This is a genomic window from Streptomyces sp. NPDC052016, assembly GCF_044548445.1.
Taxonomy (GTDB): domain Bacteria; phylum Actinomycetota; class Actinomycetes; order Streptomycetales; family Streptomycetaceae; genus Streptomyces.
Genome location: NZ_JBIUBX010000001.1, coordinates 105,655 through 130,253, shown reverse-complemented (window position 1 = coordinate 130,253; position 24,599 = coordinate 105,655). Strand labels below are relative to the sequence as shown.

18 protein-coding genes and 1 pseudogene are annotated in these 24,599 nt (G+C 70.5%); 12 read left to right on the top strand and 7 right to left on the bottom strand.

Annotation, left to right across the window (positions count from 1 at the left end; genetic code table 11):
* Nucleotides 1-150 precede the first annotated feature (150 nt).
* From ACIHAR_RS00555 to nhaA, 5 genes and pseudogenes are all read left to right on the top strand, one after another.
* Nucleotides 151-1,230 (top strand): PucR family transcriptional regulator, encoded by a 1,080-nt coding sequence (locus ACIHAR_RS00555; protein ID WP_400015575.1) that lies wholly within the window; start codon nucleotides 151-153, stop codon nucleotides 1,228-1,230.
* A 32-nt stretch (nucleotides 1,231-1,262) separates the two neighbouring features.
* A complete protein-coding gene (locus tag ACIHAR_RS00550) occupies nucleotides 1,263-3,104 on the top strand; it encodes a glycoside hydrolase family 15 protein (protein ID WP_365456576.1) in 1,842 nt (613 codons plus the stop codon).
* A 168-nt stretch (nucleotides 3,105-3,272) separates the two neighbouring features.
* Nucleotides 3,273-4,343 carry a TerC family protein gene (locus ACIHAR_RS00545; protein WP_400015573.1) on the top strand — a complete coding sequence of 357 codons (1,071 nt, stop codon included), beginning with the start codon at nucleotides 3,273-3,275 and terminating at the stop codon, nucleotides 4,341-4,343.
* Nucleotides 4,344-4,679: 336 nt separating this feature from the next.
* Nucleotides 4,680-5,552, top strand: a complete 873-nt coding sequence (locus tag ACIHAR_RS00540; protein WP_400015571.1) for a universal stress protein — start codon at nucleotides 4,680-4,682, stop codon at nucleotides 5,550-5,552.
* Nucleotides 5,553-5,745: 193 nt separating this feature from the next.
* Nucleotides 5,746-7,073 (top strand): annotated as a pseudogene (nhaA, locus tag ACIHAR_RS00535) (Na+/H+ antiporter NhaA).
* Between the two features lie 340 nt (nucleotides 7,074-7,413).
* On the opposite strand, the gene ACIHAR_RS00530 reads toward nhaA, so the two are convergent.
* Nucleotides 7,414-9,318, bottom strand: coding sequence for a potassium channel family protein (locus ACIHAR_RS00530; RefSeq protein WP_400016305.1), 1,905 nt, complete (start codon nucleotides 9,316-9,318; stop codon nucleotides 7,414-7,416).
* 399 nt (nucleotides 9,319-9,717) lie between these two features.
* On the opposite strand from ACIHAR_RS00530, the gene ACIHAR_RS00525 reads away from it, so the two are divergent.
* From ACIHAR_RS00525 to ACIHAR_RS00510, 4 genes are all read left to right on the top strand, one after another.
* On the top strand, nucleotides 9,718-10,230 hold the full coding sequence (locus ACIHAR_RS00525) for a hypothetical protein (RefSeq protein ID WP_400015569.1): 513 nt from the start codon (nucleotides 9,718-9,720) through the stop codon (nucleotides 10,228-10,230).
* Nucleotides 10,231-10,336: 106 nt separating this feature from the next.
* Nucleotides 10,337-11,866 (top strand): SPFH domain-containing protein, encoded by a 1,530-nt coding sequence (locus tag ACIHAR_RS00520; RefSeq protein WP_400015567.1) that lies wholly within the window; start codon nucleotides 10,337-10,339, stop codon nucleotides 11,864-11,866.
* Nucleotides 11,867-12,254: 388 nt separating this feature from the next.
* Nucleotides 12,255-12,860, top strand: coding sequence for a hypothetical protein (locus ACIHAR_RS00515; protein ID WP_400015564.1), 606 nt, complete (start codon nucleotides 12,255-12,257; stop codon nucleotides 12,858-12,860).
* Between the two features lie 89 nt (nucleotides 12,861-12,949).
* Nucleotides 12,950-14,011 carry a PucR family transcriptional regulator gene (locus ACIHAR_RS00510; RefSeq protein ID WP_400015562.1) on the top strand — a complete coding sequence of 354 codons (1,062 nt, stop codon included), beginning with the start codon at nucleotides 12,950-12,952 and terminating at the stop codon, nucleotides 14,009-14,011.
* A gap of 77 nt (nucleotides 14,012-14,088) precedes the next feature.
* Here the strand turns inward: ACIHAR_RS00510 and ACIHAR_RS00505 are convergent, their stop codons facing one another.
* From ACIHAR_RS00505 to ACIHAR_RS00490, 4 genes are all read right to left on the bottom strand, one after another.
* The gene (locus tag ACIHAR_RS00505; RefSeq protein WP_400015560.1) at nucleotides 14,089-15,108 is read right to left on the bottom strand and encodes a hemolysin family protein; all 1,020 of its coding nucleotides are present in this window, start codon (nucleotides 15,106-15,108) and stop codon (nucleotides 14,089-14,091) included.
* Nucleotides 15,105-16,436, bottom strand: coding sequence for a hemolysin family protein (locus ACIHAR_RS00500; RefSeq protein WP_400015558.1), 1,332 nt, complete (start codon nucleotides 16,434-16,436; stop codon nucleotides 15,105-15,107). Before ACIHAR_RS00500 ends, ACIHAR_RS00505 begins: the two co-directional genes overlap by 4 nt.
* A gap of 194 nt (nucleotides 16,437-16,630) precedes the next feature.
* On the bottom strand, nucleotides 16,631-17,653 hold the full coding sequence (locus tag ACIHAR_RS00495) for a hemolysin family protein (protein WP_365456602.1): 1,023 nt from the start codon (nucleotides 17,651-17,653) through the stop codon (nucleotides 16,631-16,633).
* Nucleotides 17,650-18,987, bottom strand: coding sequence for a hemolysin family protein (locus tag ACIHAR_RS00490; protein WP_400015557.1), 1,338 nt, complete (start codon nucleotides 18,985-18,987; stop codon nucleotides 17,650-17,652). The genes ACIHAR_RS00495 and ACIHAR_RS00490 overlap by 4 nt, the downstream gene beginning before the upstream one ends.
* Before the next feature lie 339 nt (nucleotides 18,988-19,326).
* Here ACIHAR_RS00490 and ACIHAR_RS00485 point away from each other — a divergent pair, with 339 nt between their 5' ends.
* Together ACIHAR_RS00485 and ACIHAR_RS00480 are read left to right on the top strand one after the other, a co-directional pair.
* Entirely contained in the window at nucleotides 19,327-20,289 is a 963-nt protein-coding gene (locus tag ACIHAR_RS00485) for a sporulation protein (RefSeq protein ID WP_400015555.1), read from the top strand.
* A 114-nt stretch (nucleotides 20,290-20,403) separates the two neighbouring features.
* The gene (locus ACIHAR_RS00480; RefSeq protein WP_365456611.1) at nucleotides 20,404-20,859 is read left to right on the top strand and encodes a TerB family tellurite resistance protein; all 456 of its coding nucleotides are present in this window, start codon (nucleotides 20,404-20,406) and stop codon (nucleotides 20,857-20,859) included.
* 335 nt (nucleotides 20,860-21,194) lie between these two features.
* On the opposite strand, the gene ACIHAR_RS00475 is transcribed toward ACIHAR_RS00480, so the two are convergent.
* Together ACIHAR_RS00475 and ACIHAR_RS00470 are read right to left on the bottom strand one after the other, a co-directional pair.
* A complete protein-coding gene (locus tag ACIHAR_RS00475; protein ID WP_400015552.1) occupies nucleotides 21,195-22,127 on the bottom strand; it encodes a M56 family metallopeptidase in 933 nt (310 codons plus the stop codon).
* Between the two features lie 6 nt (nucleotides 22,128-22,133).
* Nucleotides 22,134-22,523, bottom strand: a complete 390-nt coding sequence (locus ACIHAR_RS00470; RefSeq protein ID WP_365456617.1) for a BlaI/MecI/CopY family transcriptional regulator — start codon at nucleotides 22,521-22,523, stop codon at nucleotides 22,134-22,136.
* Nucleotides 22,524-22,995: 472 nt separating this feature from the next.
* Between ACIHAR_RS00470 and ACIHAR_RS00465 the strand changes: the two genes are divergently transcribed.
* Nucleotides 22,996-24,582 carry an ABC transporter substrate-binding protein gene (locus tag ACIHAR_RS00465; RefSeq protein WP_400015550.1) on the top strand — a complete coding sequence of 529 codons (1,587 nt, stop codon included), beginning with the start codon at nucleotides 22,996-22,998 and terminating at the stop codon, nucleotides 24,580-24,582.
* The last annotated feature ends 17 nt before the right edge of the window (nucleotides 24,583-24,599 follow it).

Below are 24,599 nucleotides of genomic sequence, written 5' to 3'. Positions count from 1 at the left end.
GGCCGTCTCGGCCCCTCACTCTTTGCCGTCCTTCGGCAAGATGGGAGCATGCCGACGGGAAAGCGTCCCCAAGCCCCGGGTCCGGTGACACCGTCTGCCACGGTTCCCGCCCGGGATGCCGTCGAGGGAGACGAACCCCCGGCGGCGGGGATGGAACGCCACCTGAACCAGCTCGCGGGCGCCTCCCTCGGCAAACGGCGACTGCCCCACGAGGACCTTGAGCAACTACGGCAGTTCGCCGCCACGGCGGCCGGCCGCGGAACAGCCCTGCGCATCCTGGTCGCCGAGTATCTCGCCTCGGTCCACCGGGTCTGGACGGACCTGTCAGGCACCGGGCGGGCGCTGGAGCCCGAAGACCTGAGGGAGGTCGGTTCCGCTCTGATCAGGGCGATCGGTGAGGCGACCGTGGCACTGACCGAGGGTTACGAAATCGCCCATCGTGCGGCCATCCGGGGGGAGGAGGCGATGCGGCGGGAGTTCGTCGACGACCTTCTCGACGGCCGAACCGACCTGGGCCGCCTCGCCGAGCGGGCCGAACGCTTCGGGCTGCGGCTGGTCGGGCCACACAGCGTGGCCGTTGCCCGGGCGGGCAGGCCGTTCGGTGCGGGAGACGACACCACGCGCTACGTCGAGGAAGCGCTGACCGCCCGGTTCACCACGCAGGACGTGCTGATCACCACCAAAGACAGTCTGCTCGTGTGCGTGTCGCCCGGCGCGGTGCCGGATGTTCCGGACTTCTTCGCCGCAGCGGTGCGCAGTGCTGTCGACGAGCCCTGCCGGATCGCCGTCAGCCGCCCGCGGCCCGGTCCCAGTGGCATCGTCCGCTCGTACCAGGAGGCGCGCAGCACGCTCGACCTCGCTGCCCAGCTCGGCCTGACCGCCCCGCGCGTGTACGCCTCTGACCTGCTGGTATTCCAGGTCCTCGGCAGGGACCGTGCCGCCATCACCGACCTGGTGGCCACCGTCCTCGGCGGCTTGGACGAAGCGCGGGGCGGGCCCCGGGCACTTCTGGAAACCCTGGACGCGTACTTCGCCAGTGGTTGCCTGAACACGACCACGGCACGCCGGCTGGGTGTGAGCGTACGTACCGTCACCTACCGGCTCACCCGTATCCGGCAACTCACCGGCCATGACCCCACCGACCCCGACCAGCGATACGTTCTGCAGACCGCAGCCCTCGGCGCCCGCCTCCTGGACTGGCCCTCCCACCCGCTGCAACCCTCGGAGTGATCCGGACCTCCTTCGATGGGTACTGGTCACGCATGAACGAGTGGTCGCCGGCACCGCAGGCGGACTACCTGCCGATCAAGGACCACGGCCTGATCGGCGACGGCCGCGCGTGCGCCTTGGTGGGCCGCGACGGCACCGTCAGCTTCATGTGCGTGCCCCGCTTCGACGCTCCGCCCCTGTTCTGCTCACTGCTCGACCGCCACCGTGGCGGGTCCTTCCTGCTGGCGCCGGACGGGCTACGGCTGAGCCGCCAGCACTACATGGAGGACACCGGGGTCCTCGTGACAGAGCTGAGGGCGGACACCGGCCTCGTCGAGGTCACTGACGCGTTCCTCCTCCGACCAGGTGCACGGCTGGAGGTGGACACCCCCGTCGGCACAGGGGAACTGCTCCGGCACGCGTGTGTCACGCAGGGCTCCGTCGATCTGAGGGTGGCGGTGAGACCACGCGGCGAAACCCAGGCCGAGCGTCAGACCGCCGGTTGGCAACTGACCTGCCCCCAGCAGTCCGTGAAGCTCCACCTGACCACGTCCCGGCCCCTGCCCCGTCCCGAATGCACACTGCGCCTGAACCAGGGCGAAGACCTCTGGATCCGTCTGCGCTGGAGCGAACCACAGGCTGCCGGCTCCGGACGATCAGTCTCCCAGAGCCTCGACGACACCGTACGAGCGTGGCGACGTTGGTCGACCTTCGTCGTGGCCGACACTCCCCGTGCGGACCTGGTGCGCCGCTCGGCCATCACCCTCAAGCTTTTGGACTACGCCGAGAACGGCGCCATCGTCGCCGCCGCGACTTCCTCACTGCCCGAGCGCATCGGAGGCGACCGGAACTGGGACTACCGCTATGCGTGGATCCGCGACGCGGCCTACACCGTGTTCGCCCTGCGCCGGATCGGCCTTCCCGACGAAGCCGGCGGCTTTCTCCATTGGGCGTTGACCGCCGCCTGGCGGGACGGACGACTGCGCGTGCTGTACGACGTGGACGGCCGGCCTCCGCCGCCGGAGGTGATCGACGCGGAACTGGAGGGCTACGACCGCTCCGCACCCGTTCGGTGGGGAAACGCCGCCGCTGAACAGGTCCAGCACGATGTCTACGGAGAGCTCCTCGACTGCGCCTTCCAGTGGGCGGCCACCGGCCGGCCCTTGAGCGCCGGCTTGTGGTACCGCCTGTCCGGCCTGGCTGAGCAGGCCCGCACCGCATGGCGGACACCGGATCACGGCATCTGGGAAGTACGTACCCAGGCGCGTCCGTTCACGTATTCCGCAGCAATGTGCCAGGTCGCCCTGGACCGGGCGACACGACTCGCCACCCGTCTGAACCTGCCGGGCAACGCCGCCGCATGGGCTGCGGAGGCCCGCCGCCTCGCCGGGCGGATCATCCACGACGCCTGGGACGAGCGCGCGCACTCCTTCACCGAGCACCTCGGTGCGACAGGCGGATTGGACGCCTCGCTTCTCGCCCTCCCGCTCCGACGCGTCCTACCCGCCGATCACCCCCGCATGATCGCCACAACGCGGGCGATCGCCGAACGCCTCGGCGCGGGCGACGGCCTGCTCTACCGCTACCTGCCGCAGGAGTCCCCCGACGGACTGGACCAGCCGGAAGGAGCCTTCCTGCTGTGCAGCTTCTGGCTCGTGGACAATCTCGCGGGCCAAGGCCGCACACACGAAGCCGCGGAACTGTTCGAGAAGCTGTGCTCCTACGCCAGCCCGCTCGGCCTGCTCGCCGAGCAGATCGACCCTCGCGACCACTCCTTCCTCGGCAACTTCCCCCAGGCACTCAGCCACGTCGGGCTGCTGTCCAGCGCCGTCGTCCTCGCCCGCGCAGAGCGCGGCATACGCCCGGAACTCTCCACGCACGCATGGTTTCGGTGAACGCGGCACCGGACGCCCGTCCCTGGTGGATTCCTGAGCAGCCAGTACGGGTGAGCGCAGAGCCGTTCCACTCAGCGTCCGTGCACCGCCACCAGGGAGACAGCCCCCGCTGCATGGCCCAGACTCGTAAGAAGACTGCCGGTCGATGACGCTGGAGAGGTCGGAACCGTGCATGACGTGCCGCTGTGGATGTGGGTGGCGTTCGCCGTCACCGTGCTGGTGTCGTTGGCCGTCGATCTTCTCGCGCACCGGCGGGAACACGTCATCGGTTTCCGCGAGGCCGCCGCTTGGAGCGGTGTCTGGGTAGGCTTGGCGATCGTCTTCGGTGGCGTGGTGTTCGCGGTGGTCGGCACGAGCGCCGGAGTCGAGTACACGACCGCATGGCTTCTGGAGAAGAGCCTGTCGGTCGACAACCTCTTCGTCTTCGCCTTGATCTTCGGCTACTTCAAGGTGCCGCGCGCCTACCAGCACCGCGTGCTGTTTCTCGGTGTCCTCGGCGCCCTGGTCTTCCGCGGCATCTTCCTCGCCGCCGGTGTAGCGGTGGTCAGCCGCTTCACCGCTGTCCTGTTCGTCTTCGCCGCGATCCTCTTCTACAGCACATACAAGATCTACAAAGAGGAGGACGACAGCTTCGACCCCGGCAAGAGCATCGCCGTGAAGTTGCTTCGCAAGGTCGTCCCGGTACGGGACGAGTACGCGGGGACCCACTTCTTCGTCAAGGAGGCCGGGAAACGGGTCGCCACGCCGCTGCTCGCCGTCGTGGCCGCGATCGAAGCCGCCGACCTCGTCTTCGCCGTCGACAGCGTGCCCGCCGTCCTGGCCGTCAGCAGTGACGCCTTCATCGTCTACACCAGCAACGCCTTCGCCATCCTCGGACTGCGCGCCCTGTACTTCATGCTCGCCGGGCTGCTCGACCGCTTCCACTACCTCAGCAAGGGCCTGGCGCTCATCCTCGCCTTCATCGGGGTCAAGCTCATCCTCCAGGCTTCCCACGAAACGATCAGTACCGCCGTGCCGGAAATTCCCTCACTCGTCAGCCTCGCCGTCATCGTCGCCGTTCTCGCCGTTTCCATCGGGCTGAGCATGGCTCGGCCCTTGCCGTCCCGCCCCACTGATGACCGATCGCGGACCGACGCCGACGCTATGCCCGCCTCTGCTGCCGCCGAGGATGCCTCTCATGTAGCTGACCGCGATCCACCGGACAATCACCACGGCACTGCCGAGCCGCCCGACACCTGAGACCCAAGTGACCACCAAGAAATAGTAAATACCTCCTAAAATGGAGATATGGGTGAGCAGAGAAAGGCAACCGCGTCGTCCGGGTACGTCTGCCGCTCGTGCAGAGAGCCCGTAGGCGCCGTTGTGAAACGACACAAGACCATGGGCGTTTTCGTTCCCGTCTGGACGGCAGGCCCGTGCCACAACCCACGATGTCTGGAGTACGTGCCCGAGCAGGAGCCGATCAGCTCAGCACGCAGGGGCACCACCGTTCAGCCGACGGGCTGGGAAAGCGACTGATCTCGGTACGGGCGCCGTGCTGTGGAGGCCGTCGCGCGCACCAAGGTGGTGAGACGGATGCTGCTGCCCATCGTGGTGGGGGTCGACGGATCAGAAAGCAGCTTGGGCGCGATCGACTGGGCCGCGGACGAAGCGGCCCTGCACGGCTTGCCACTGCGTCTCGTGCACGCCTGTCTGTGGGAGCGCTATGAAGGGCCCGCCTTCACGGAGTCCGCAGGGGTTGCTTCGGAACGCTTGCTCGCGCAGACCATCATCGACCGCGCCACCGAGCGGGCCCAGCAAGGTCATCCGGATGTGCGGATCGCGGTCGACATCGTTCCCGAGGACGCCGAAGCCGCCTTGTTGCGGGAGGCCCGACGCGCCACCGCCGTCGTAACAGGCTGCCGGGGAAGAGGACCGATCAGGGGTGCGCTGTTGGGCTCGGTCAGCCGTTCCCTGGCGACACGCGCCCCCTGCACGGTTGTCGTCGTACGCGGCCCTCAGAGGAACCGACAAGCAGCCAATGGTCCCGTCGTGATCGGCGTGGACGACCCCGCAAGCAGCGCTGCGGCGATCCGCTTCGCCTTCCACGAGGCCCAGGCGCGACGCTCCGTCCTGGAAGCCGTACGCGCCTGGCGTCGCCCCGCCCACAGGGCCCGGGCGCATCCCCTACTCGTCGGGAACCCCGCGCACGAACACGAGGATCAGGCAGCGGCGTTGCTGGACCGCGCTCTGCGCGATGCGGAACGCGAGCATCCCGACGTGCCGGTGCGCCGTGTCATCACCGAGGGCCCCGCCCACCACGTGCTGCTCACCCACTCGGCCACGGCCGACCTGCTCGTCCTTGGCACCCCGCGACGGCACGGACCCCTCGGGTTGCCCCTCGGGAGCGTGGCACATGCAGCGCTCCATCACGCCGACTGCCCGGTCGCGGTGGTACCACAACGCTGAGCCAGGACTTTGGCGGTGCTCGGCGTAACGTCCGCGCGGTGCGCCATGGCACGGCCTGCCTGCGGTGGGCCCGCGGTGGATCAGCCGTTAGGGAGAGAACGCGTCAGAAATGACGCGGGGTGTGCCGGGAAGTCGGGTCGGCGTCTGTCAGGGGCTGTATGCCCGTTGCCGGCCACCGGAGGTTCACACCCACATGCCTGCCACTCCGCGTTCGCGTCCACCCTTTCTCGGTTTTCTTCCCTGGCCCGAGCGGCAGGCTGTGGCCGGCGCGTTGCGGACGGAGACGGTCGGCGGCCTTGCCCTGCTGGCCGCGGCGTAGTGGCCCTGGTCTGGGCGAACGGCCCCTGGAGCGACGCCTATGAAACCGTGCGGGAGTTCCACTTCGGGACAGCGGCCCTGGGGCTCGACCTGAGCGTCGGGCACTGGACCGCCGACGGTCTGCTGACCATTTTCTTCCTGGTCGCCGGCATCGAGCTGAAACGCGAGCTGGTGGTGGGCGAGCTGCGCACCCCAGCCACCGCCGCGCTGCCGGTGGTGGCGGCCGTCTGCGGCATGGTCGTCCCCGCCGCGCTGTACGCCCTGACCGTCGGCAGCGGGGGCGGCAGCATGGAGGGCTGGGCGGTTCCCATGGCGACGGACATCGCCTTCGCCCTCGCGGTCCTGGCCGTGATCTCCACCCACCTGCCGTCGGCCCTGCGGGCCTTCCTGCTGACCTTGGCCGTGGTCGACGACCTCGGCGCCATTCTCGTCATCGCCGTCTTCTTCACCTCCCACATCAACCTGTGGGCCCTGCTGGGGGCCGCGGCCGGACTGGTCGTCTTCTACCTGCTGCAGAGGTTTCGGGTAACCGGCTGGTGGTGGTACGTGCCGCTGGGGGTCGCCATCTGGGCGCTGACGTACAACGGCGGGGTCCACGCCACGGTCGCCGGCGTGGCCATGGCGCTGCTGCTGCGCACCACCCCCGACGAAGGGGAGAAGCAGTCGCCCGCCCTGCGGACCGAGCACCTGCTGCGCCCGCTGTCCGCCGGGGTCGCGGTACCGCTGTTCGCCCTCTTCGCCGCCGGCGTCAGCGTCTCCGGCGACGCGCTGAGCCAGGTGTTCACCTCACCGAAGCCGCTCGGGGTGGTCATCGGCCTGGTCGCCGGCAAGGCCCTCGGCATCTTCCTCGGCACCTACCTGGCGGCCCGGTTCACCCGGGCCCAGCTCAACCCGGACCTCGCCTGGGCCGACGTCTTCGTTCTGTCGGCCCTGGCAGGCATCGGCTTCACGGTCGCCCTGCTCATCCGGGAGCTCGCCTTTCCCGGCAGCGCCACCGGCGAGCACGTCAAAGCCGCCGTCCTGGTCGGCTCCCTCCTCTCGGCGGCACTGGCCGCTGTACTGCTGCGCCGCCGTAACGTGATCTACCGGCGCCTGTCCGAGGAGGAGAACCTCGACGCGGACGCCGACGGCATCCCCGACATCTACCAACGCAGTTCCCACACCACCACCGCGACAGAACGGCAGAGCGGACAGACGGGCTGATGACCGCCGGCGCGGCCCCTGCTCGCACCGGCGATCATCCTCGCGGCGCTTGTCATCACAACCGCACTCACCGAACTCCGGCATCCGGGCACAGCCCGCGAGGAGTGGGCCTTCGTCACCGACGGGAAGGCCCTGGCTGCGGGAGCCGTCGCGGCAGCGGCCACCGTCCTGCTCGGCTGGGACCACATCGGAATCACCGGCGCGCCGGCCTGGGCATGTCTGGTGGGGACGCTCACCGCCCAGCTCTTTCACCGGTCCACACGCCGCGCGTGACAGCCGTGATGCCGCGCCACCGGTCGAAGAGCCTGTCCTCCTTCCCGCCTGTCATGGTTGCGCAGCGCTATGTGCCGGCTCCGCGTAGCGGGAGGGGTGCCTGCCGGCCGAGGAGTTCGGCCAGGCCCTGACGGGTCGCGGCGAGCACCACCCGGTCCTCGGGCCGCAGCACGTATCCGGGGTGAAGGTCCCATACGAGTCCGCCAGGACGGCCGGTGCCGTCCGCTGTCGGTATGGCGGCGAGGTCGGGCACCCGCTCGTCCGGTGCCGCCATGTCGATGGCCAGGACACGCCAGGCTCCAGGGCGGAACGACTCGGTGATCGTCCGCCCCTCCAGCTGCGGGTGTCCGGCGACGTTCAGGGCGGCGAAGAGCAGCACGCGGCGCTCGATCGGTATGGCACCCAGGACCTGGCGGCCCATCATGGCCCCCGCGAAGGCCGGCGCCGCGAGACTGGAGACGCTGCGACTGCGGGTGAGCGCCCGGGGATGGGCGGCACGCAGCGTGCGGTAGACGGCCGTGGCGAACCCGTCGTCGTACAGCCGCAGGGCCACCCTCAGGTCGGGTGTGACGGTGCGTGCGTACAGGGCCGCTTCCAGGTTCGTCGTGTCGCTGCTGGTGAGGGCGAGCAGGGCGTGTGCGCGGTGGATCTTGGCGGCTTCCAGCACGCCTTCCTGGGTGACGTCGCCGATGACGGTGGGAACGCGCAGGCGGCGGGCGAGCGGGATGCCGCGTGCTTCGGGGTTCTCTTCGACGCACACCACGGGGATGTCGAGTTCCCGCAGCCGGGCCAGCACCCGGGTGCCCACCTTGCCGAGGCCGAGCAGGACGACGTGGCTGGACAGGCCGCGGGGCGGGCGGCGGAGCGAGGAGGCGGCGCGGAAGGTGCCGAGCGCCTCCAGGACGGCCGCGAGCAGCACGGGCAGGAGCAGCAGGCCGGCCAGACCGGCGAGGAGCTGAAGGACCTGTCGCGCCGTGGGTTCGCCGATCGCCGGGTCACCGATCGCGAAGAGGTCGAGAAGGGTGAGGTAGGCGGCGTGCAGCGGATGGTCACCGGTGGTGAGCCACGTCGCGACGGCCACCCCCAGGACGCAGGCCGCCAGACCGGCCAGTGACCAGCGCAGCCGGCGTGAGAAGAGGGAACCCAGCGGCAGTCCGCGCTTCATCAGCCGTCGCTGTGCGGAAGCGGACGCGGTGTGGGTAACGGCTTCGAGCACCACCGTGCCATGTCCGGTGGCTCCGGCGACGGTGTCGTCGTCAGGGAGCAAAATCGGCGCTTCGCGGCCGCTGGCGTCCGAGCCCTCCGACCCGGCCGGGTCGTTCGTAGTCGACGAGAGCAGGGCGAGGGTGCACAGGCCGGGGCCGGCCGCCCGACCGTGGTCAGGCGGCGTGCGTTCCACAGCGCGCAGCAGCAGTCCGTCGGCCTGGACGACCTTGCTGGTGCCCGCGACGGCGGTGGCGGCGAGCGCGGGTGCCGCCGTGTCCGCGTCCGACACAACGGTGGTGGAGGTATCCAGGGCCTCCGGGTCGAGTCCGGGCACGGCGAGGGCCGCGGCCTGGTCGAGGAGTTCCTCCAGGTGCTGTCCGAGCTTGCGGTTGTAGAGCCGGATGACCAGCCGCAGCCTGGGATTGAGTCGACGCGCGGCCAGCGCGGCGCGGATGTTGGTCTCGTCGTCGTCATGCACGAGCGCCAAGGCCGCCGCCTCGCTCACGCCCGCCGCGGCCAGGGTGGCCGCGTCGAGCTCGGCGGCCTCGATGATGCGGGGTGCGGCGGTGGGGCCGGAGCCGACCGAGGGCTCGGCACGGTTCATGGCGGCCTGTACCCGGCCGAGCAGAGTCCCGGCGAGCGTTCTTCCGGCGGTGGCACCGATGCGCCGCGGCGGCGGTACGACGAGAGTGACTCGCTCCCGGTACACCGTGGCGAGCTCGTCCGCCAGCCGCTCGGCGAGCGCGTCGTCACCGCACACGATCATGTGTCCCGGACGCGGCGCGCCCCGTGCGGGCTGAGGAAACTGGATCATGCCGTACGGCACCCCCGTGTCAGTCGGAGGAGGAGCGGGGGCACAGGGACACGTACCACCGCGAAGACCACGCTGACCACCACGCCCGGCCCCCCGATCGGCGAAACTTCCGCCTCCGTCCCCCAAGATCGCCGACCAGACTTCCCGGCACGCCGCGGGGAAGCGTACCTGCTCCTGACGCCCTGTCACAGAGGATCCGCGGGGGTCCTGGCCGCCAGCCGGCCGGCTGTGGAGAGCCCGGCACTAAAAGCCGCGTAAACATTGCCGGAAGCAGGCAATGCCGTGCACAGGGTCCACATGTGACGATGCAGCTACCGACGGGGGTAAGGCAAGGAGAGGCGGTGTCGGCGGATGGCCTGGTTTCTGGGACTCGGCATTGCGGGGGTCGTCCTCCTTGCCCTGTCGTTCGTCCTCGACGGCCTGCTTGAGGGGCTGTTCGACGGCATCGCCGTTCTGGACGGCATCGTCGACGGGCTGCTGTCGCTGCCGGTGATCGCCGGGTTCCTGTCCACGCTCGGGTTCTCGGGGGCGATCGTCATGGGGACCACAGGGCTGGGCGCGGTGGGGGCCGTGGTGATCGGGGTGCCGGCCGGCGTGCTCACCGGCTGGTTCGCCTACTGCCTCAGCCGCGCTCTGATGCGCGACTCTTCCGGGGCCCCGCGTGACGACGACCTGATCGGCGCGTCGGGGTCGGTGGTCACCTCCATCCCCGCCCATGGCTACGGCGAGGTGCTCGTCCACCTGGCCGGGCAGCCGGTGAAGCTCTCGGCGAAGAGCCCGGTTCCGGTGGCCCGGGGAGCCGAGGTCTGGGTGGAGCGGGCGCTGTCGCAGTCGGCGGTGTCCGTCCGCCCGGTCGAGCGCTGAACCACGCGACCTGTCGGGCTTCCGGCACCCGGTCCAGCGGTGCCGTTCATATACGCACACATCCTTATCGAATGCCGTCCTCAGGGAGGGCTGAGGGGACAACACCATGAGTTCCGTCGTTATCGCGGCAGGGGGAGTCGTCGTACTCCTGGTGCTGGTCGCGCTGGTCGTCGTCAGCCGGTACAAGGTGGCCGGTCCGAGCGAGGCGTTCATCGTCACCGGCCGGCGTGGCAAGAAGTCCACCGATCCGGAGACCGGCCGGATCTTCACCGACAACAGCGGTCAGAAGGTCGTGGTCGGCGGCGGCGTGTTCGTCGTGCCGTTCGTGCAGCAGAAGTTCACCCTCGACCTGTCTTCCCGGCACATCCCTGTGGCCGTGCGCGGTGCGGTCACCCTGCGCGGGGTGAAGGCCAACCTCGAAGGGGTCGCGATCGTCAAGGTCGGCGGCACCGAGGACTCGATCCGGGCTGCCGCCCAGCGGTTCCTGATGCAGCAGGACGGCATCGTCGGCTTCACCCAGGAGGTGCTCTCCGGCGCGCTGCGGGCCATCGTGGGCCGGATGTCGGTGGAGGACATCATCCGCGACCGCGCGGCGTTCGCCGGGCAGGTGGCCGAGGAGGCGGAGGCGAGCCTGTCCGGGCAGGGCCTGGTGCTGGACGCCTTCCAGATCCAGGACATCACCACCGAGGGCTCCTACCTGGAGGACCTGGGACGCCCGGAGGCGGCCCGCGCGAAGCAGGAGGCCGACATCGCCGAGGCCGTCGCCCGGCGCGCCGCCGAGCAGGCCCGGCTGAAGGCGGAGGAGGAGATCGCGGTCGCCCAGCGGACCTTCTACCTCAAGCAGGCCGAGATCAAGGCCGAGACCGATGAGGCCGCCGCCCGCGCAGCGGCTGCCGGTCCGCTCGCCGAGGCGGCCCGCCAGCAGGAGATCCTCACCCAGCAGGAGAAGGTCGCCGAGCGGCAGGCTGCGCTGACCGACCGTCAGCTCGACACCCAGGTCCGCAAGCCGGCCGACGCCCAGCGGTACGCGGCTGAGCAGGAGGCCGAGGCCAGGCGGGTGGCCCGGGTCAAGCAGGCCGAGGCGGAGCGGCTGGCGGAGATCGCGTCCGCGCAGGCGGAGGCGGAGCGTGCCCGGCTGACCGGTGAGGGCGAGAAGCAGCGGCGGTCGGCACTGGCCGAGGCGGAGGCCCTTGAGGGCCTCAAGCAGGGTGAGGCCGAGCGGTCCCGGCGTGCGGCGATCGCGGAGGCGGTCCGGCTGGAGGGTGAGGCCGAGGCGGCGGCGATCGGTGCGAAGGCCGCCGCCGAGGCCGAGGCGATGGAGAAGAAGGCCGACGCCTTCGAGCGCTACGGCGACGCTGCGGTGCTGCAGATGCTGGTGGAGGTGCTGCCCCAGGTGGTCGCCAAGGCCGCCGAGCCGCTGAGCGCCGTGGACAAGATGACGGTCATCTCCACCGACGGGGCGAGCCAGCTGTCGCGCACCGTCGCCGACAACGTGGCCCAGGGAATGGAACTGCTCAGCTCCACCACCGGAGTCGATCTCGCCGAGCTGCTGAAGGGCATCACCCAGCGGGAGGGAGCTGCCCAGCCCGCGACCACGGCGGCCGCTGAAGCCAACGGAAAGATCCCGATCAGTTGAGTGTCGACGCGACGAACTGGTAAAGGAGCCCGGGTGGCATCGCCGCCCGGGCCCCGAGTCGGAAGCGCCGCCGCAGCGGCGACCGGCCGTGGCAGAGGACTGGAGCGGCGGTCGGCTTGTGTGGCGGAAAGACAGGGAGTGAGCAGCGCTCGCCTGGCTCCGGGTGGCGGTCTGGTCAGCGTGGGTAGTGCTCTTGGCGGTCGCCTCGTTGCATGGCTGGGCACCGGTACGTGCCCGCGCCCGACCAGTCGTCGAGCCGTCCCCGCGCCCGTGGCCTGGCACTGCTGCTGATCCGGGTCAGCGGGCTTGTCGGGCCGGTGGAGTCGATGGGATGCCGACGCCGTCAGATCGCATGGACCGTTCCGGCACCGGCGGACCGCTTCCACGGATGGAACCCGACCCCCGGGTCGTGCCCTGGTGGCGGGTGCGGGTTCTGCGGGAGGTCTCGCAGGTGGGGCCCGCCACCCTCAACGCGGCGTTCGCGGTGGTGACGCTGCTGGAGTGGTGGCTGTGGACCAGGGACTTCAAGAACTACCTACCGCTGCTCGTCGGCGTCCTGTCCGCTTGCAACGCCGTTCGGCTGGGGCGGCTGGCACTGCGAGCGGTGCCCGTGGTGCGGGCGATGCACCGAGCCGCCCGAGCAGCCGTTCCCGTGCCCAAACGCTACGTGGCCCTGCCGGGGTTCGACGACGGGCTGGTCCTCATCCTGTTCCCCGCGCACGGAGGGCCGGAGGACCTGCCGGAAGCCTCCCTGGAAGTCAACCCGCCCGGTGATCCGAGACATCCGGGGCGGAACATTGTCCCACCGGTCGGAACGCTGGAGCTGCGGGGCTGGCTGGACGACACTCCTACCGTCGTTCCCTGGATCGATAGCCGCCCGCTGTGGCCTCGGAAGCCGTACGAGAAGGTGGATCTCGACGACCGGCAGGAGCGGGACCACTTCGCCACACTGATGGGCCGGGGTACACCACAGCGTGCGGACGGTATTCCGTAGGCCCCGAAGTGGGCGGGACGGAAGGTCTGTGACTCTGGTCGGCCGCGCGCCGGCAGGACGCCGACGAGCATCGAGATCGAGGAGGACGCGTGACACGGCCGGCGGAACCCGACGAGTTCCTGGCGGGGTACGCCCGGATCCTGGCCGACGTCTGCGCCACCGGCCGCCGGCTGACCCGGGACGAACTGGAATCCCTCCGCGCTCAGGGAGAGCAGGCAGCGGAAGCGGGCCTGGGACTGCGTGCCCTCGTCCGCCGGCACCTGTCCGCCGCCCGCGAGCTCTCCCCCACCCTGTCGCCCGCAGGAGTCGAGCGTGTGCTCACCGCCATCGAACAGGCGGTTGATGCCTTCGCCGAAGGCCACGAACGCGCCCAGAAACTGGCGGTACGCCAGGAGGAGGCAGCCCGCCGAGAGTTCATCGACGACCTCCTCTACGGCCGCAGCGACCTCGGCCGACTGGCCGAGCGCGCCGAACGCTTCGGCCTGCTCCTCTCCCGCGCCCACGCCGTCGCCGTGGCCCAGGGGCAAACCCCGGTCGACGACACGCACTCCGCCACCCGCCAAGTGGACAGGGCACTTGTCGCGCGCTTCGGCGAACGCCACTTCCTGCTCACCACCAAAGACGGCCGCCTCGTCTGTATCGCCCCCGGCGACCGGAACGACGTGCTCGCCTTCTTCGCCAAGCAGGCACACGCAGCCACCGAGCACGGTCGCGCCGCCATCGGCCGCCCCCACCCCGGAGCCGGCGGGGTCGTCCACTCCTACGAGGAAGCCCTCAACGCCCTCGACCTGGCCGACCGCCTGAATCTTGAGGAGCCAGTGCTGCGCGCCGCCGACCTGCTCGTCTACCCCGTCCTCACCCGCGACCGGCAGGCCATGGCCGACCTCGTCCACAGCGCCCTCGGCCCGCTCCAGCAGGCACGCGGCGGCGCCAAGCCCCACATCGGAACCCTCACCGCGTACTTCGAGGCGGGGTGCGTGGCGGCCGAGGCGGCACGCCGACTGCGTCTGAGCGTGCGAGCCCTGACGTACCGCCTCGAGCGCATCCACACGCTCACGGGCACCAACCCGGCGGACCCCGTCCACCGCTACACCCTGCAGACCGCCGTCATCGGCGCCCGGCTTCTCGGCTGGCCGGACAACGACGTCTGACCCCTGAGCGAGAGAGGTCGGATGACGCTGCACGCGAGCGCCCCGGGAAGCCGGGGCGCTCGGGTCAGTGGCTGCCGTTATGCCACCTGTGGCTGCAAGAAGCGGGCCAGCAGGTCGTCCAGGCTCACCATGCCGGTGAGCTGGCCGGAGTCGTCGCGGACGACGGCGAGCGAGGCCCGGCGTCGGCGCAGCAGGTCGATCGCCTCGGCGACCGTGGCATCCTCGCTCAGCTCGGGCACCGGGCGGGCCAGGGAGCGCGCGCTGGTGGTCCGTCCCTGGGCGCGGGCGACCAGGGCGTCGCGGGCGTGGACCGAGCCGAGGACGGTGCCGTGCGCGCGGACCAGGAGCCGGGTGCGGTCGTTGCCGGCGGCCAGGCGCAGGATCTCGTCGGCGTCCGCGCCGGCGGCCACCGAGGTGATCTCCGCGGCCGGGACCAAAAGGTCCCGTACCGGGGTCTCGGGCTCGGTGAGGGAACGCGTCAGCAGCTCCGAGTCCGACTCGCTGATCAGGCCGAGCCGCTCCGACTCCTCCACCAGGTGCGCGAGCTGCTCCCGGTTGTGAACCGAGGCCAGCTCGTCGCGCGGGGTCACCCGACAAAGACGTACCAGCCCGTTGCTCATCTTGTTGAGCGCCGAGATCAGCGGGCGTACGGCCTTGACCACGCCCCGGAAGGGCGGGGAAAGCAGCATCGCCGAGCGCTCGGGATGGGCGATGGCCCACGACTTGGGCGCCATCTCGCCGACCACCATGTGCAGGAAGACCACCACGACCATGGCCACGGCGAACGCGACGCCGTAGCTGAGCGCGCTGGGCAGGCCCAGCTTGTGCAGCAGCGGGTCGAGTTCATGGGAGATCGCGGGCTTGGACACCGAGCCCAGCCCCAGCGTGCACACGGTAATGCCCAACTGCGCGCCGGCCAGCATCAGCGACAGCTCCCGCATACCGGCCAGAGCCGCCTTGGCGCCGCGCGCGCCCTCGGCCGCCGCCTTCTCCATGCGGTGGCGCTTGGCGGCGACGAGCGCGAACTCGGCGGCGACGAAGAACCCGCTGCCGATCAGCAGCAGCACGGTGACGAAAATCGCCATCGGGAAGCTCATGCCGACTCCTCCGCCATCTCGGCCACCAGCCGCTGGATCCGAACCCGCTCCGGTACGTGCCGGTCGAGGGTGCGTACGTCGATCACCGCGCTGCCGCCATCCGGCAGATGCACGGTGAGGCGGTCACCGATGGCCGGGAAGCGACCCAGCCGGTCGACGATCAAGCCGGCCACGGTGTCGTAGTCCTCCTCCTCGGGCAGCTCGATGCCGGTGGCCTCGGCCACCTCGTCCAGACGGCGCCCGGCGGCCACCAGCCAGCCCTCCCCGTCCGCGACCGCGGTCTCGGTGACGGTGTCGGACTCGTCGGCGATGTCGCCCACCAGTTCCTCGGCGATGTCCTCGTAGGTGACGATGCCGGCCACGCCGCCGTGCTCGTCCAGGACCACGGCGAACTCGTCGTCCCGCTCCCGCATCTGCTCCACGGCGTCCGGCAGCGGCAAGGTGTCGGGCAGCAGCAGCGGCCGGCGGGCCGCCGCGCCCGCCGTGGTGGCGGTGAGCCGGTCGGCGGGCAGCGTCATCAGCTCGCGCACACCGAGCACACCTGCGATGTCGTCCGGGTGATCGCCGAACACGGGGTAGTTGGAGTGGCCGTGCTTGCCGATGAGGTCGATCGCCTCGACCGCGGTGGCATCCCTGCGGACGAACACAGCGTCCGCGCGCGGCACCATCACCTCGTCCAGCGTCCGCTCGGAAAACTCCAGGGCGTGGTCGAGCAGCGCGGCGGTGTCCTTGGGCAGCTGCCCCTGCTCGTGGGACTCGCCGATCAGATGGCCCAGCTCCTCCAGGGTGGCACCGTGATGCAACTCCTCCACGGGCTCGATGCCAGCCTTGCGCAGGAGCCTGTTCGCCGCGCCGTCGAAGATGCGCACGACGGGTCCGACGACCCTCAGGTACGCCAGCGTGGAAGCGGCCAGGGACTTCGCCAGCCGCTCGGGAACGGCGATGGCGAGGTTCTTCGGGGCCAGCTCACCGATCACCATCTGCACGACGGTGGCCAGCACGAAGGCGAGCACCACGGAGATGCCACTGACGGCGCCGTCGGGCATGCCCAGGCCGGACAGCGCGGGCCTGAGCAGCGCGGACACGGACGGCTCGGCGATGAAGCCGACGACAAGGCCGGTCACGGTGATACCGAGCTGGGCGCCCGACAGCATGAACGACAGCCGCTCCAGCACCCTCAGGGCGCGAGCGGCGCGCCTGTCCCCCGCCTCGGCCTCACGGGCGAGGGCGAGCCGGTCGGCGGAGACGTACGCGAACTCCTGGGCGACGAAATAGCCGGTACCCAGGGTCAACACCAGGACGGCCAGCAGGCCGAGTGCGGCACTCATCGAACACCACCCCGCCGCGTGCCGTGCTCAGGAATGACCTGGCGGGATGGTCGGGGACTGTGCCCCGGAGAGTCCGTCGATCTGGCGGACAAGTGGGTGCTCCTTCACTAGAACGTTCACCTTGGCAACGATTCTGACCGCATCCGTGTTCCCGGGCGCGGCGTTCCTGGGCCGGTGACGAGGCGAGAGGCCGCTCACGCCCGGCCTGGCGCCGGTCCCACCAGCTCGGACAGCACGTCATCCATCGTCACGAACCCGATCACCTTTCCGTGCTCCCCGAGGACCCCCGCGAGATGGCTCCGCTCGGCGCGCAGAGTGGTGAGGGCGTCGTCCAGCGGGGTGTCGATATGGACCCGCGTGACCGGGTGCAGGGCCGTGCGCGGGAAGGGCCGGTCGCGGTCGGCGACCCCGAGGGTGTCCTTGATGTGCAGGTAGCCCAGGAGGGCGCCGTCGGGGCCGGTGACCGGGAAGCGGGAGTATCCGGCCTCGGCGGCCACTCGCTCCAGCCGCGCCGGGGTGATGGTGTGGTCGACGGTGCGCATCCGCTGAGCCGGGACGAGGATCTCCCCGACCGGGCGGGCGCCGAGCTCCAGCGCGTCCCGCAGCCGCTCGCCGTCGGCCGGGCTGAGCAGTCCGGCCTCGCTGGAGTCCAACACCATGCGGGCCAGCTGGTCGTCGGTGAAGACCGACTCGACCTCGTCCTTCGGCTCCACGCGCAGCAGCTTCAGCAGGGCGTTGGCGAAGGCGTTGACCCCGAACACGAACGGCCGCAGGGCCCGGGTCAGCGCCACCAACGGCGGGCCCAGCAGCAGGGCGCTGGGCACGGGGGCGGCGAGCGCGATGTTCTTCGGCACCATCTCGCCGATCAGCATGTGCAGATACGTGGCGAGCGTCAGCGCGATGGCGAAGGCGACCGGATGCACCAGGCCGTGGGGGATGTGCACCGCCTCGAAGGCGGGTTCCAGCAGGTGGGCGACAGCCGGTTCGGCGACCGCGCCGAGCACCAGCGAGGAGACGGTGATGCCGAGCTGGGCGGTGGCCATCATCGCGGAGAGGTGCTCCAGCGCCCACAGCGTCATCCTCGCCCGCCGGTCGCCCGCCTGGGCGCGGGGTTCGATCTGGCTGCGGCGTACGGAGACCAGGGCGAACTCGGCGCCGACGAAGAACCCGTTGGTCAGCAGCGTCAGGGCGCCGATGACCAGCTGCAGGGCGGTCATCGGGTCCCGCCCGCGAGCTGGGCCGGCAGTACAGCGGCCGGTTCGGTGATACGTATCCGGTCGGCGCGGTGGTGCTCCACCACCACCACCTCCAGCCGCCAGCCGTCGAGGTCGAGGGTGTCGCCCTTGGCGGGGATGCGGCCCAGGCGGGTCGCGACCAGTCCCGCCACGGTCTCGTACGGCCCCTCCGGCGCTGTCAGCCCTATGTCCGCGAGCTGGTCGATGCGGACACTGCCGTCCGCCTCCCACACCGCGCGGCCGTCCTGGCCCGCCGGAGCGGGCACCAGGTCGGGCGTCTCGGCGGGGTCGTGCTCGTCGATGACCTCGCCGACGACCTCCTCGACGATGTCCTCCACGGTCGCCACACCCGCCGTGCCGCCGTACTCGTCGATGACCACGGCCATGGTGCGGCTCGCGCGCAGCCGTTCCAGCAGGCGGTCGGCGGTGAGGCTGTCGGGCACCAGCAGGGGCTCGGTGGTCAGCGCCGTGATGGGGGTGACCACCCGTTTCTCGGGCTCCAGGGCGAGCACGTCACGGATGTGCACGGTGCCGACGACCTCGTCGAGGCTGTCGCGGTAGACCGGGAAGCGGGACAGGCCGGTGGCATGGGAGAGATTGGCCGCGTCGGCGGCCGTCGCGTGCACTTCGAGCGCCTTCACGTCGACCCTCGGGGTCATGACGTTCTCGGCGGTCAGCTCGCTCAGGTGCAGGGTCCGTACGAACAGCTCGGCGGAGTCGGCTTCCAGTGCCCCCTCGGCGGCTGAGTGCCGGGCCAGCGCGCCCAGCTCCTCCGCCGTGCGCGCAGAGACCAGCTCCTCGGCCGGCTCCAGGCCGAAGCGGCGTACGAACCGGTTCGCGGTTCTGTTCAGATGCCCGATGAACGGGCCGAAGGCGGCCGTGAACGCACGCTGCGGCCCGGCGACCACCTTGGCCACGGCCAGCGGCCGGGAGATCGCCCAGTTCTTCGGCACCAGCTCACCGACCACCATCAGTACGACGGTCGAGACCGCAACGCCCAGCACGGTCGCCACGGACGACGCGGCACCGCCCAGACCGACCGCCTCCAGCGGGCCGTGCAGCAGCGCGGCGAGGGACGGCTCGGCGAGCATGCCGATCACCAGCGAGGTGACGGTGATGCCCAGCTGGGCGCCGGAGAGCTGGAGAGTCAGACGGCGTACGGCCTTCAGCGCGCCGTCCGCGCCGCGCTCGCCCGCCTCGGCGGCACGCTCCAGCTCACCGCGCTCCACGGTGGTCAGGGAGAACTCGGCCGCGACGAACACCGCGCAGGCCAAGGTGAGGAGGAGGGCCAGCAGGAGCAGCAGGACTTCGGTCACCGTGCCACCCCCGCTCCTTCACTCTCATGAGTCGGACGGGGTACGGCACGGCGGGTACTGGGAGGCTCACCCATCGGGGGAACGTCGCTCCTTCTGATCACGCACACAACACGGAAAACAGGGGATGGAAACAGAATCGCCTGCTTCTACACCCACTGTAAAGGAGCGGCAAAGCGACACCTTCGCCGACTCCTGGGAGCCGGTTTTCAGCCGTTGTCGCAACGCGGGCCCGTGCGAGGCCATTCCCCCGGCGCCGACCGTCCTATGCTTCTACTCGCTTGTAGAAGGGCCTTCTTCGACCCGGAACACATAGACGCACGTGAAGGAGTGAACGCCACGATGGTGTTCAAACGACTGCTCGGCTCGCTCGGCGTGGGCGGCCCCACGGTCGACACGGTCCTCGACCCGGCTCCCGTCCGGCCCGGTGGCACGCTCAGCGGCCAGGTCCGCCTCAAGGGCGGCACCGCCGACTTCGACATCGAGCACATCACCCTGGAGCTGGTGGCCAGGGTCGAGGCCGAGCACGCGGAGGGCGAGAGCGAAGGCGCCGTCGCCTTCGAGCGGTTCACCGTCGGAGGCGGCTTCCGGCTCGCCGAGGGCGAGGAGCGCAGCGTGCCGTTCAGTGTGACGCTGCCGTGGGAGACGCCGATCACCGAGCTGTACGGACAGGCGCTCGGCATCGTGCTCGGCGTGCGCACCGAGCTGTCCGTGGCCGGCGCCAAGGACAAGGGCGACCTCGACCAGCTCGACATCGCCCCGCTGCCCGCCCAGGAGGCCATCCTGGAGGCGCTCGGTCAGCTCGGGTTCGGCTTCCGGTCCGCCGACCTGGAGTACGGCCGCATCGGCGGCACCGGCCAGCAGCTGCCGTTCTACCAGGAGCTCGAACTCACCCCGGCCCCGCAGTACGCCCACCAGGTCAACGAGATCGAGCTGACCTTCCTGGCCAACCCGGGCGGCCTGGAGGTGGTCCTGGAGGCCGACAAGCGCGGCGGCCTCTTCACCTCCGGTCACGACGCGCTCACCCGCTTCACCGTCGGCCACCACGAGGCACGCGACTGGAACACGGAAGTCGACGGCTGGATCCGCCAGTTGGTCGAGCACCGGGCGTCCTACGGCGCTCACGCCGGACACGGACACGGCGACCACCACCACGACGGCCACCACTCCGGCCCCGGCATGGGCACCGCCGTCGCCGCGGGCGCGGCCGGGCTCGCGGTCGGCGTCGGCGGCGGCATGGTCGCGGCCGAAGTCGTCGACGAGGTCGGGGACTTCTTCGAGGGCGACGAGGAAGACGAAGGCTGAGCCGGAGCGAGGACGAGCGCGGACCGCAGACAGGGAGGAGAGAGGGCTCACTGCCACTCCCCTCCTGGTAACTTCTACAGTGTTGTAGAAAATCGACGTTCGTATGGAGTTCTCATGGCCCTGTGGGACCGCATCAAGGAGTCCGCATCGACGATGCAGACCCAGCTCATGGCGAAGAAAAACGACCTGAAGAGCGGCGCCTTCCGCGACGCCAGCATGGCGATGTGCGCCCTGGTCGCCGCCGCCGACGGCACGGTCGACCCCTCCGAGCGGCAGCGGGTGGCCCAGCTCATCGCCACCAACGAGGTGCTCCAGAACTTCCCCGCCGACGACCTGCGCCGCCGCTTCGAGGACAACCTCGACAAGCTCACCACCGACTTCGACTTCGGCAAGGTCAGCGTGATGCAGGAGATCGCCAAGGCGAAGAAGAAGCCCGCCGAGGCACGGGCCGTCGTCCAGATCGGCATCGTCATCGGCGGCGCCGACGGGGACTTCGACAAGGACGAGCAGGCCGTGGTGCGCGAGGCGTGCTACGCGCTCGACCTGCCGCCGCACGAGTTCGACCTCTGACCGATCAACGCCCCACGTGCCCGGCGGACGCAAGCGGCGCGCCCGCCGGGCACGGTTGGTCAGCGGATGTCGGGGATGCCGTGGGGCGCACATCCCTTCTGACGACCCGAGTCACCAGGTCGGCCACGGCATTGCCTCCTGCATCACCCCGACTCCGAGCACCCCGGCCGGCTTCTCCAAGCCCGCCGGACAGGTGACCGCCGTGGTACTGGCGCAGTGAGGGGCGGTACCTGCCCCCACCGCGGTGAGGCCGCGCGTCGCGCAGCTTCACCTTGTGAGACTCTTCGCCGGGCTCGGCGTGCTGGTCGATCACGCCCAACCGCGCCCGGCAGGGCTCACAGCGGCGTCGCGGCATGCAGGATGAGGACCATCGTCACCGCCGAGTTCGCCGACGACATCGCCGATACAGCCGTTCCCGCGGCCGCGCCCCACGCCGCCAGACCCACCGACGTGAACACCGACGGCCAGCTGCGCACCGCCGGAGCCGGCCCCAGCAGGGCCGCCACGCGGCGCGGCACCGGACCGGGCGCGGCGAAACCGGCGAGCGTGGCCACCGGGGTCCCGCGCGACACGAGAGCCGCCTTGCCGATCGCGCATGCCACCGTCCGGCGGCTGCCGATGACCTGAGCCGCGTCCTCGTCCGCCCACCGCTCGGCCGTGTACGACACCGCCGTCCGCAGCGGCCGCAGGAACGGATTGGCTCGCGCGGCCAGTTGGACGGCGAGCAGGAAGCGGTCGTGTCGGGCGGCCAGATGGGCGCGCTCGTGGGCGAACAGTCCCCGGCGCTCGGCGGGTTCGAGGCAGTCCAGCAGAGCCGTGGTCACCACCACGCGATCCCGGCGTCCGCCCGGCAGGGCGTAGGCGTAGGGGAGTTCGTCGGACAGTACGGCGACCTCCGTGTCCGGCAGCCCGGACAGCGCACGGTGGGCCCTGCGGCGCACCCGGCCGTGTCGCCACAGAGTCCGGCCGCAGGCCACCACCACCGCACACAGCGCGGGGATCGCCGCCTTGCCGACGACCTCGTCATAGGGAACCGCCGCCCGCACCTCGGGGTCCGACCAGCCGTCCGGCAGCGGGTTCCCGGGCAGTTGGGCGGTGCCGACCACCATCACCAACCCCAGGCAGACCGTGCTGCACGTCGCCATCACCGCGGCCACCCCGGTCAGCAGCCTCGTCGCGGTCCGCGGATGCAGATGCTGCTCGGCCAGCCGTGCGATCGGCCATGCGGTGAGCGGCAGGACCAGCGGAAGAAAGACGAAGACCCCCACGAGGTGTCAGCCTTCCCCGTCGCCCCGGGACTGATCCAACAGGTGGCGCAGAAGCTGTTCGTCGTTGGGATCGAGCCCGGTGACGAAGCTGGCCAGCACCGCCTGCCGGTCGCTCTCGGCGTCCAGCACCTTGCGCATCTTCCGCGCGGCCAGACCTGCCTGGTCCGAGGCGGGCGTCCAGGCGAAGGAGCGACCCGCCCGCTCCCGGGTGACCGCACCCTTGGCCAGCAACCGGGTCAGGATCGTGATCACCGTCGTATAGGCGAGGTCCCCGCCGAGCCGCTCCCGCACCCAGCCGACCGTCGCCGGACCGTCCGCCTCCCGCAGCGCCGACAGGACCAGCGCCTCCAGCTCGCCCTGCCCCCGCCGCCGGGGACGCTGCCGCTGATCCGCCACGCCCTGTCTCCCTTCCACCGCCGTCCGTTTCCCGACCGGACATCGTATAGATGTCGGCCGCGATCCATCGCCGTCCGAACCGTCCGCCGAGCCGCTCCGGCCCCGCCAAGACATCTACAAAAATCGCCGCCATGCGCCACGACCCCGGCGGCCCGCACTTCTCCTGCACCCTGTTCCCGCAGTACAGCACCCTTGACCGGGCCGGAGAACCCGTCGCCCGCCTCGCCGCCGTCAGCGAACGCCCGTGGTCACACGGCACGCTCGTCGCGCGCCCACGCGGCCGGCCTCCACGTGACCGGGCGCATCCCGCCGTCGCCCCCCGACGACGCACTCGGCCGCATCGACGCCGAGATCCTGTTGCTCGCGGAAGACGCCACCACACCACCGACGGACTGACCTCGACACGACACGGGCCGCCCTAGTTGCACATATGATGCAACAACGTTTCATCAGCAATAAGGGTGTGAGGTCCATGACGCTCCGACGGATACAAGGAGCCGCTGCCGCAGCGGCGCTACTGACCGGGGTCGCCGCGTGTTCGGCCCCCACCGGCGGCACGGACGACACCGGGTCCGCCGACTCCGTCGTCATCGGCGTGGCCTCCGAGCCGGACACCCTCAGCCCGCTGCTCGGCTACGGCAAGGACGGCAACTCGAAGATCTTCGATGGTCTGCTCGCCCGGGACACCGACCTGAAGCTGAGACCGGCACTGGCGAAGGCACTGCCCCAAGTCGCCGACGACGGCCTCACCTACACCTACACCCTGCGCGACGGTGTGAAGTTCAGCGACGGCGAACCGCTGACCTCCGCCGACGTGGTCTTCACGTACAAGACGATCCTCGACTCGAAGACCAACAACACCTCCCGCAGCGAGCTGGACGCCATCAAGGAGGTGCGGGCTGACGGCGACGACACGGTCGTCTTCACCCTCAAGTACCCCTACGCCCCCTTCGCCGGGCGCACAGTGCTGCCGATCGTCCCCGAGCACATCGCCGGCAAGCAGGACCCCAACACCGGCGCCTTCAACACCAAGCCGGTCGGCACCGGCCCGTACGTCCTCGCCGGCTGGAGCAAGGGCGAAAAGCTCACCTTCAAGGCCAACCCCACCTATTGGGGCGGTGCGCCGAAGGTGAAGAAGGTGACCATGGCGATCATCGAGGACGACGACGTGCGCGCCACCCGGCTGCGCTCCGGCGACCTCGACGGCGCGGTGCTCCCGCCCAACCTCGCCGCCACCTTCAAGAACGACACCGGGAAGAAGACCTACGACGCGAAGACGTACGACTTCCGTACTGTCACCCTTCCCACCGCGAACAAGGTCACCGGGGATCGTGCGATCCGCCAGGCCCTGGACGCCGCCGTGGACCGCCAGACCATGGTCGACCAGATCCTCGACGGCGCCGGCCGTCCCGCGTACGGGCCGCTGCCCGTCGACGACCCCTGGTTCGCCCAGGGCATCGAACGCAAGCAGGACCTCGCCAAGGCCAAGCGCATCCTCGACCAGGCGGGCTGGAAGACGGGAGACAGCGGCATCCGCACCAAGGACCGACAGCGGGCCGCCTTCACCCTCCTCTACCCCTCGGGCGACAAGGTCCGCCAGGACCACGCCCTCGCCTACGCCTCCGACGCCAAGAAGGCCGGCATCGACGTGAAGGCGGAGAGCGCCACCTGGGAGGTCATCGAGCCGCGGATGAAGAACACCGCGGTCCTCGCCGGCTTCGGCAGCAACGGCGACCCCGACTTCGGTCTCTACACGCTGCTGCACTCCTCCCTCGCCGGCGACGGCTTCAACAACATGGCCCGCTACGACAACCCGGCCGTGGACGAGGCGCTCGACTCCGGCCGCCGCAACTCGGACGCGGCGGCCCGGGAGACCGCCTACGACACGCTCCAGCGCGAACTGCTGAAGAACCCCGGCTACACCTTCCTCACCCACATCAACCACGTCTACGTCCTCGCCGACCGCTGGGACGGTCTGAGCACGCAGGTCGAACCGCACGAGCACGGCTTCGCCAGCGGCCCGTGGTGGAACCTCGAAGCCTGGCAGCCGAAGAGGTGAAGCCCTTTCTGCCGTGG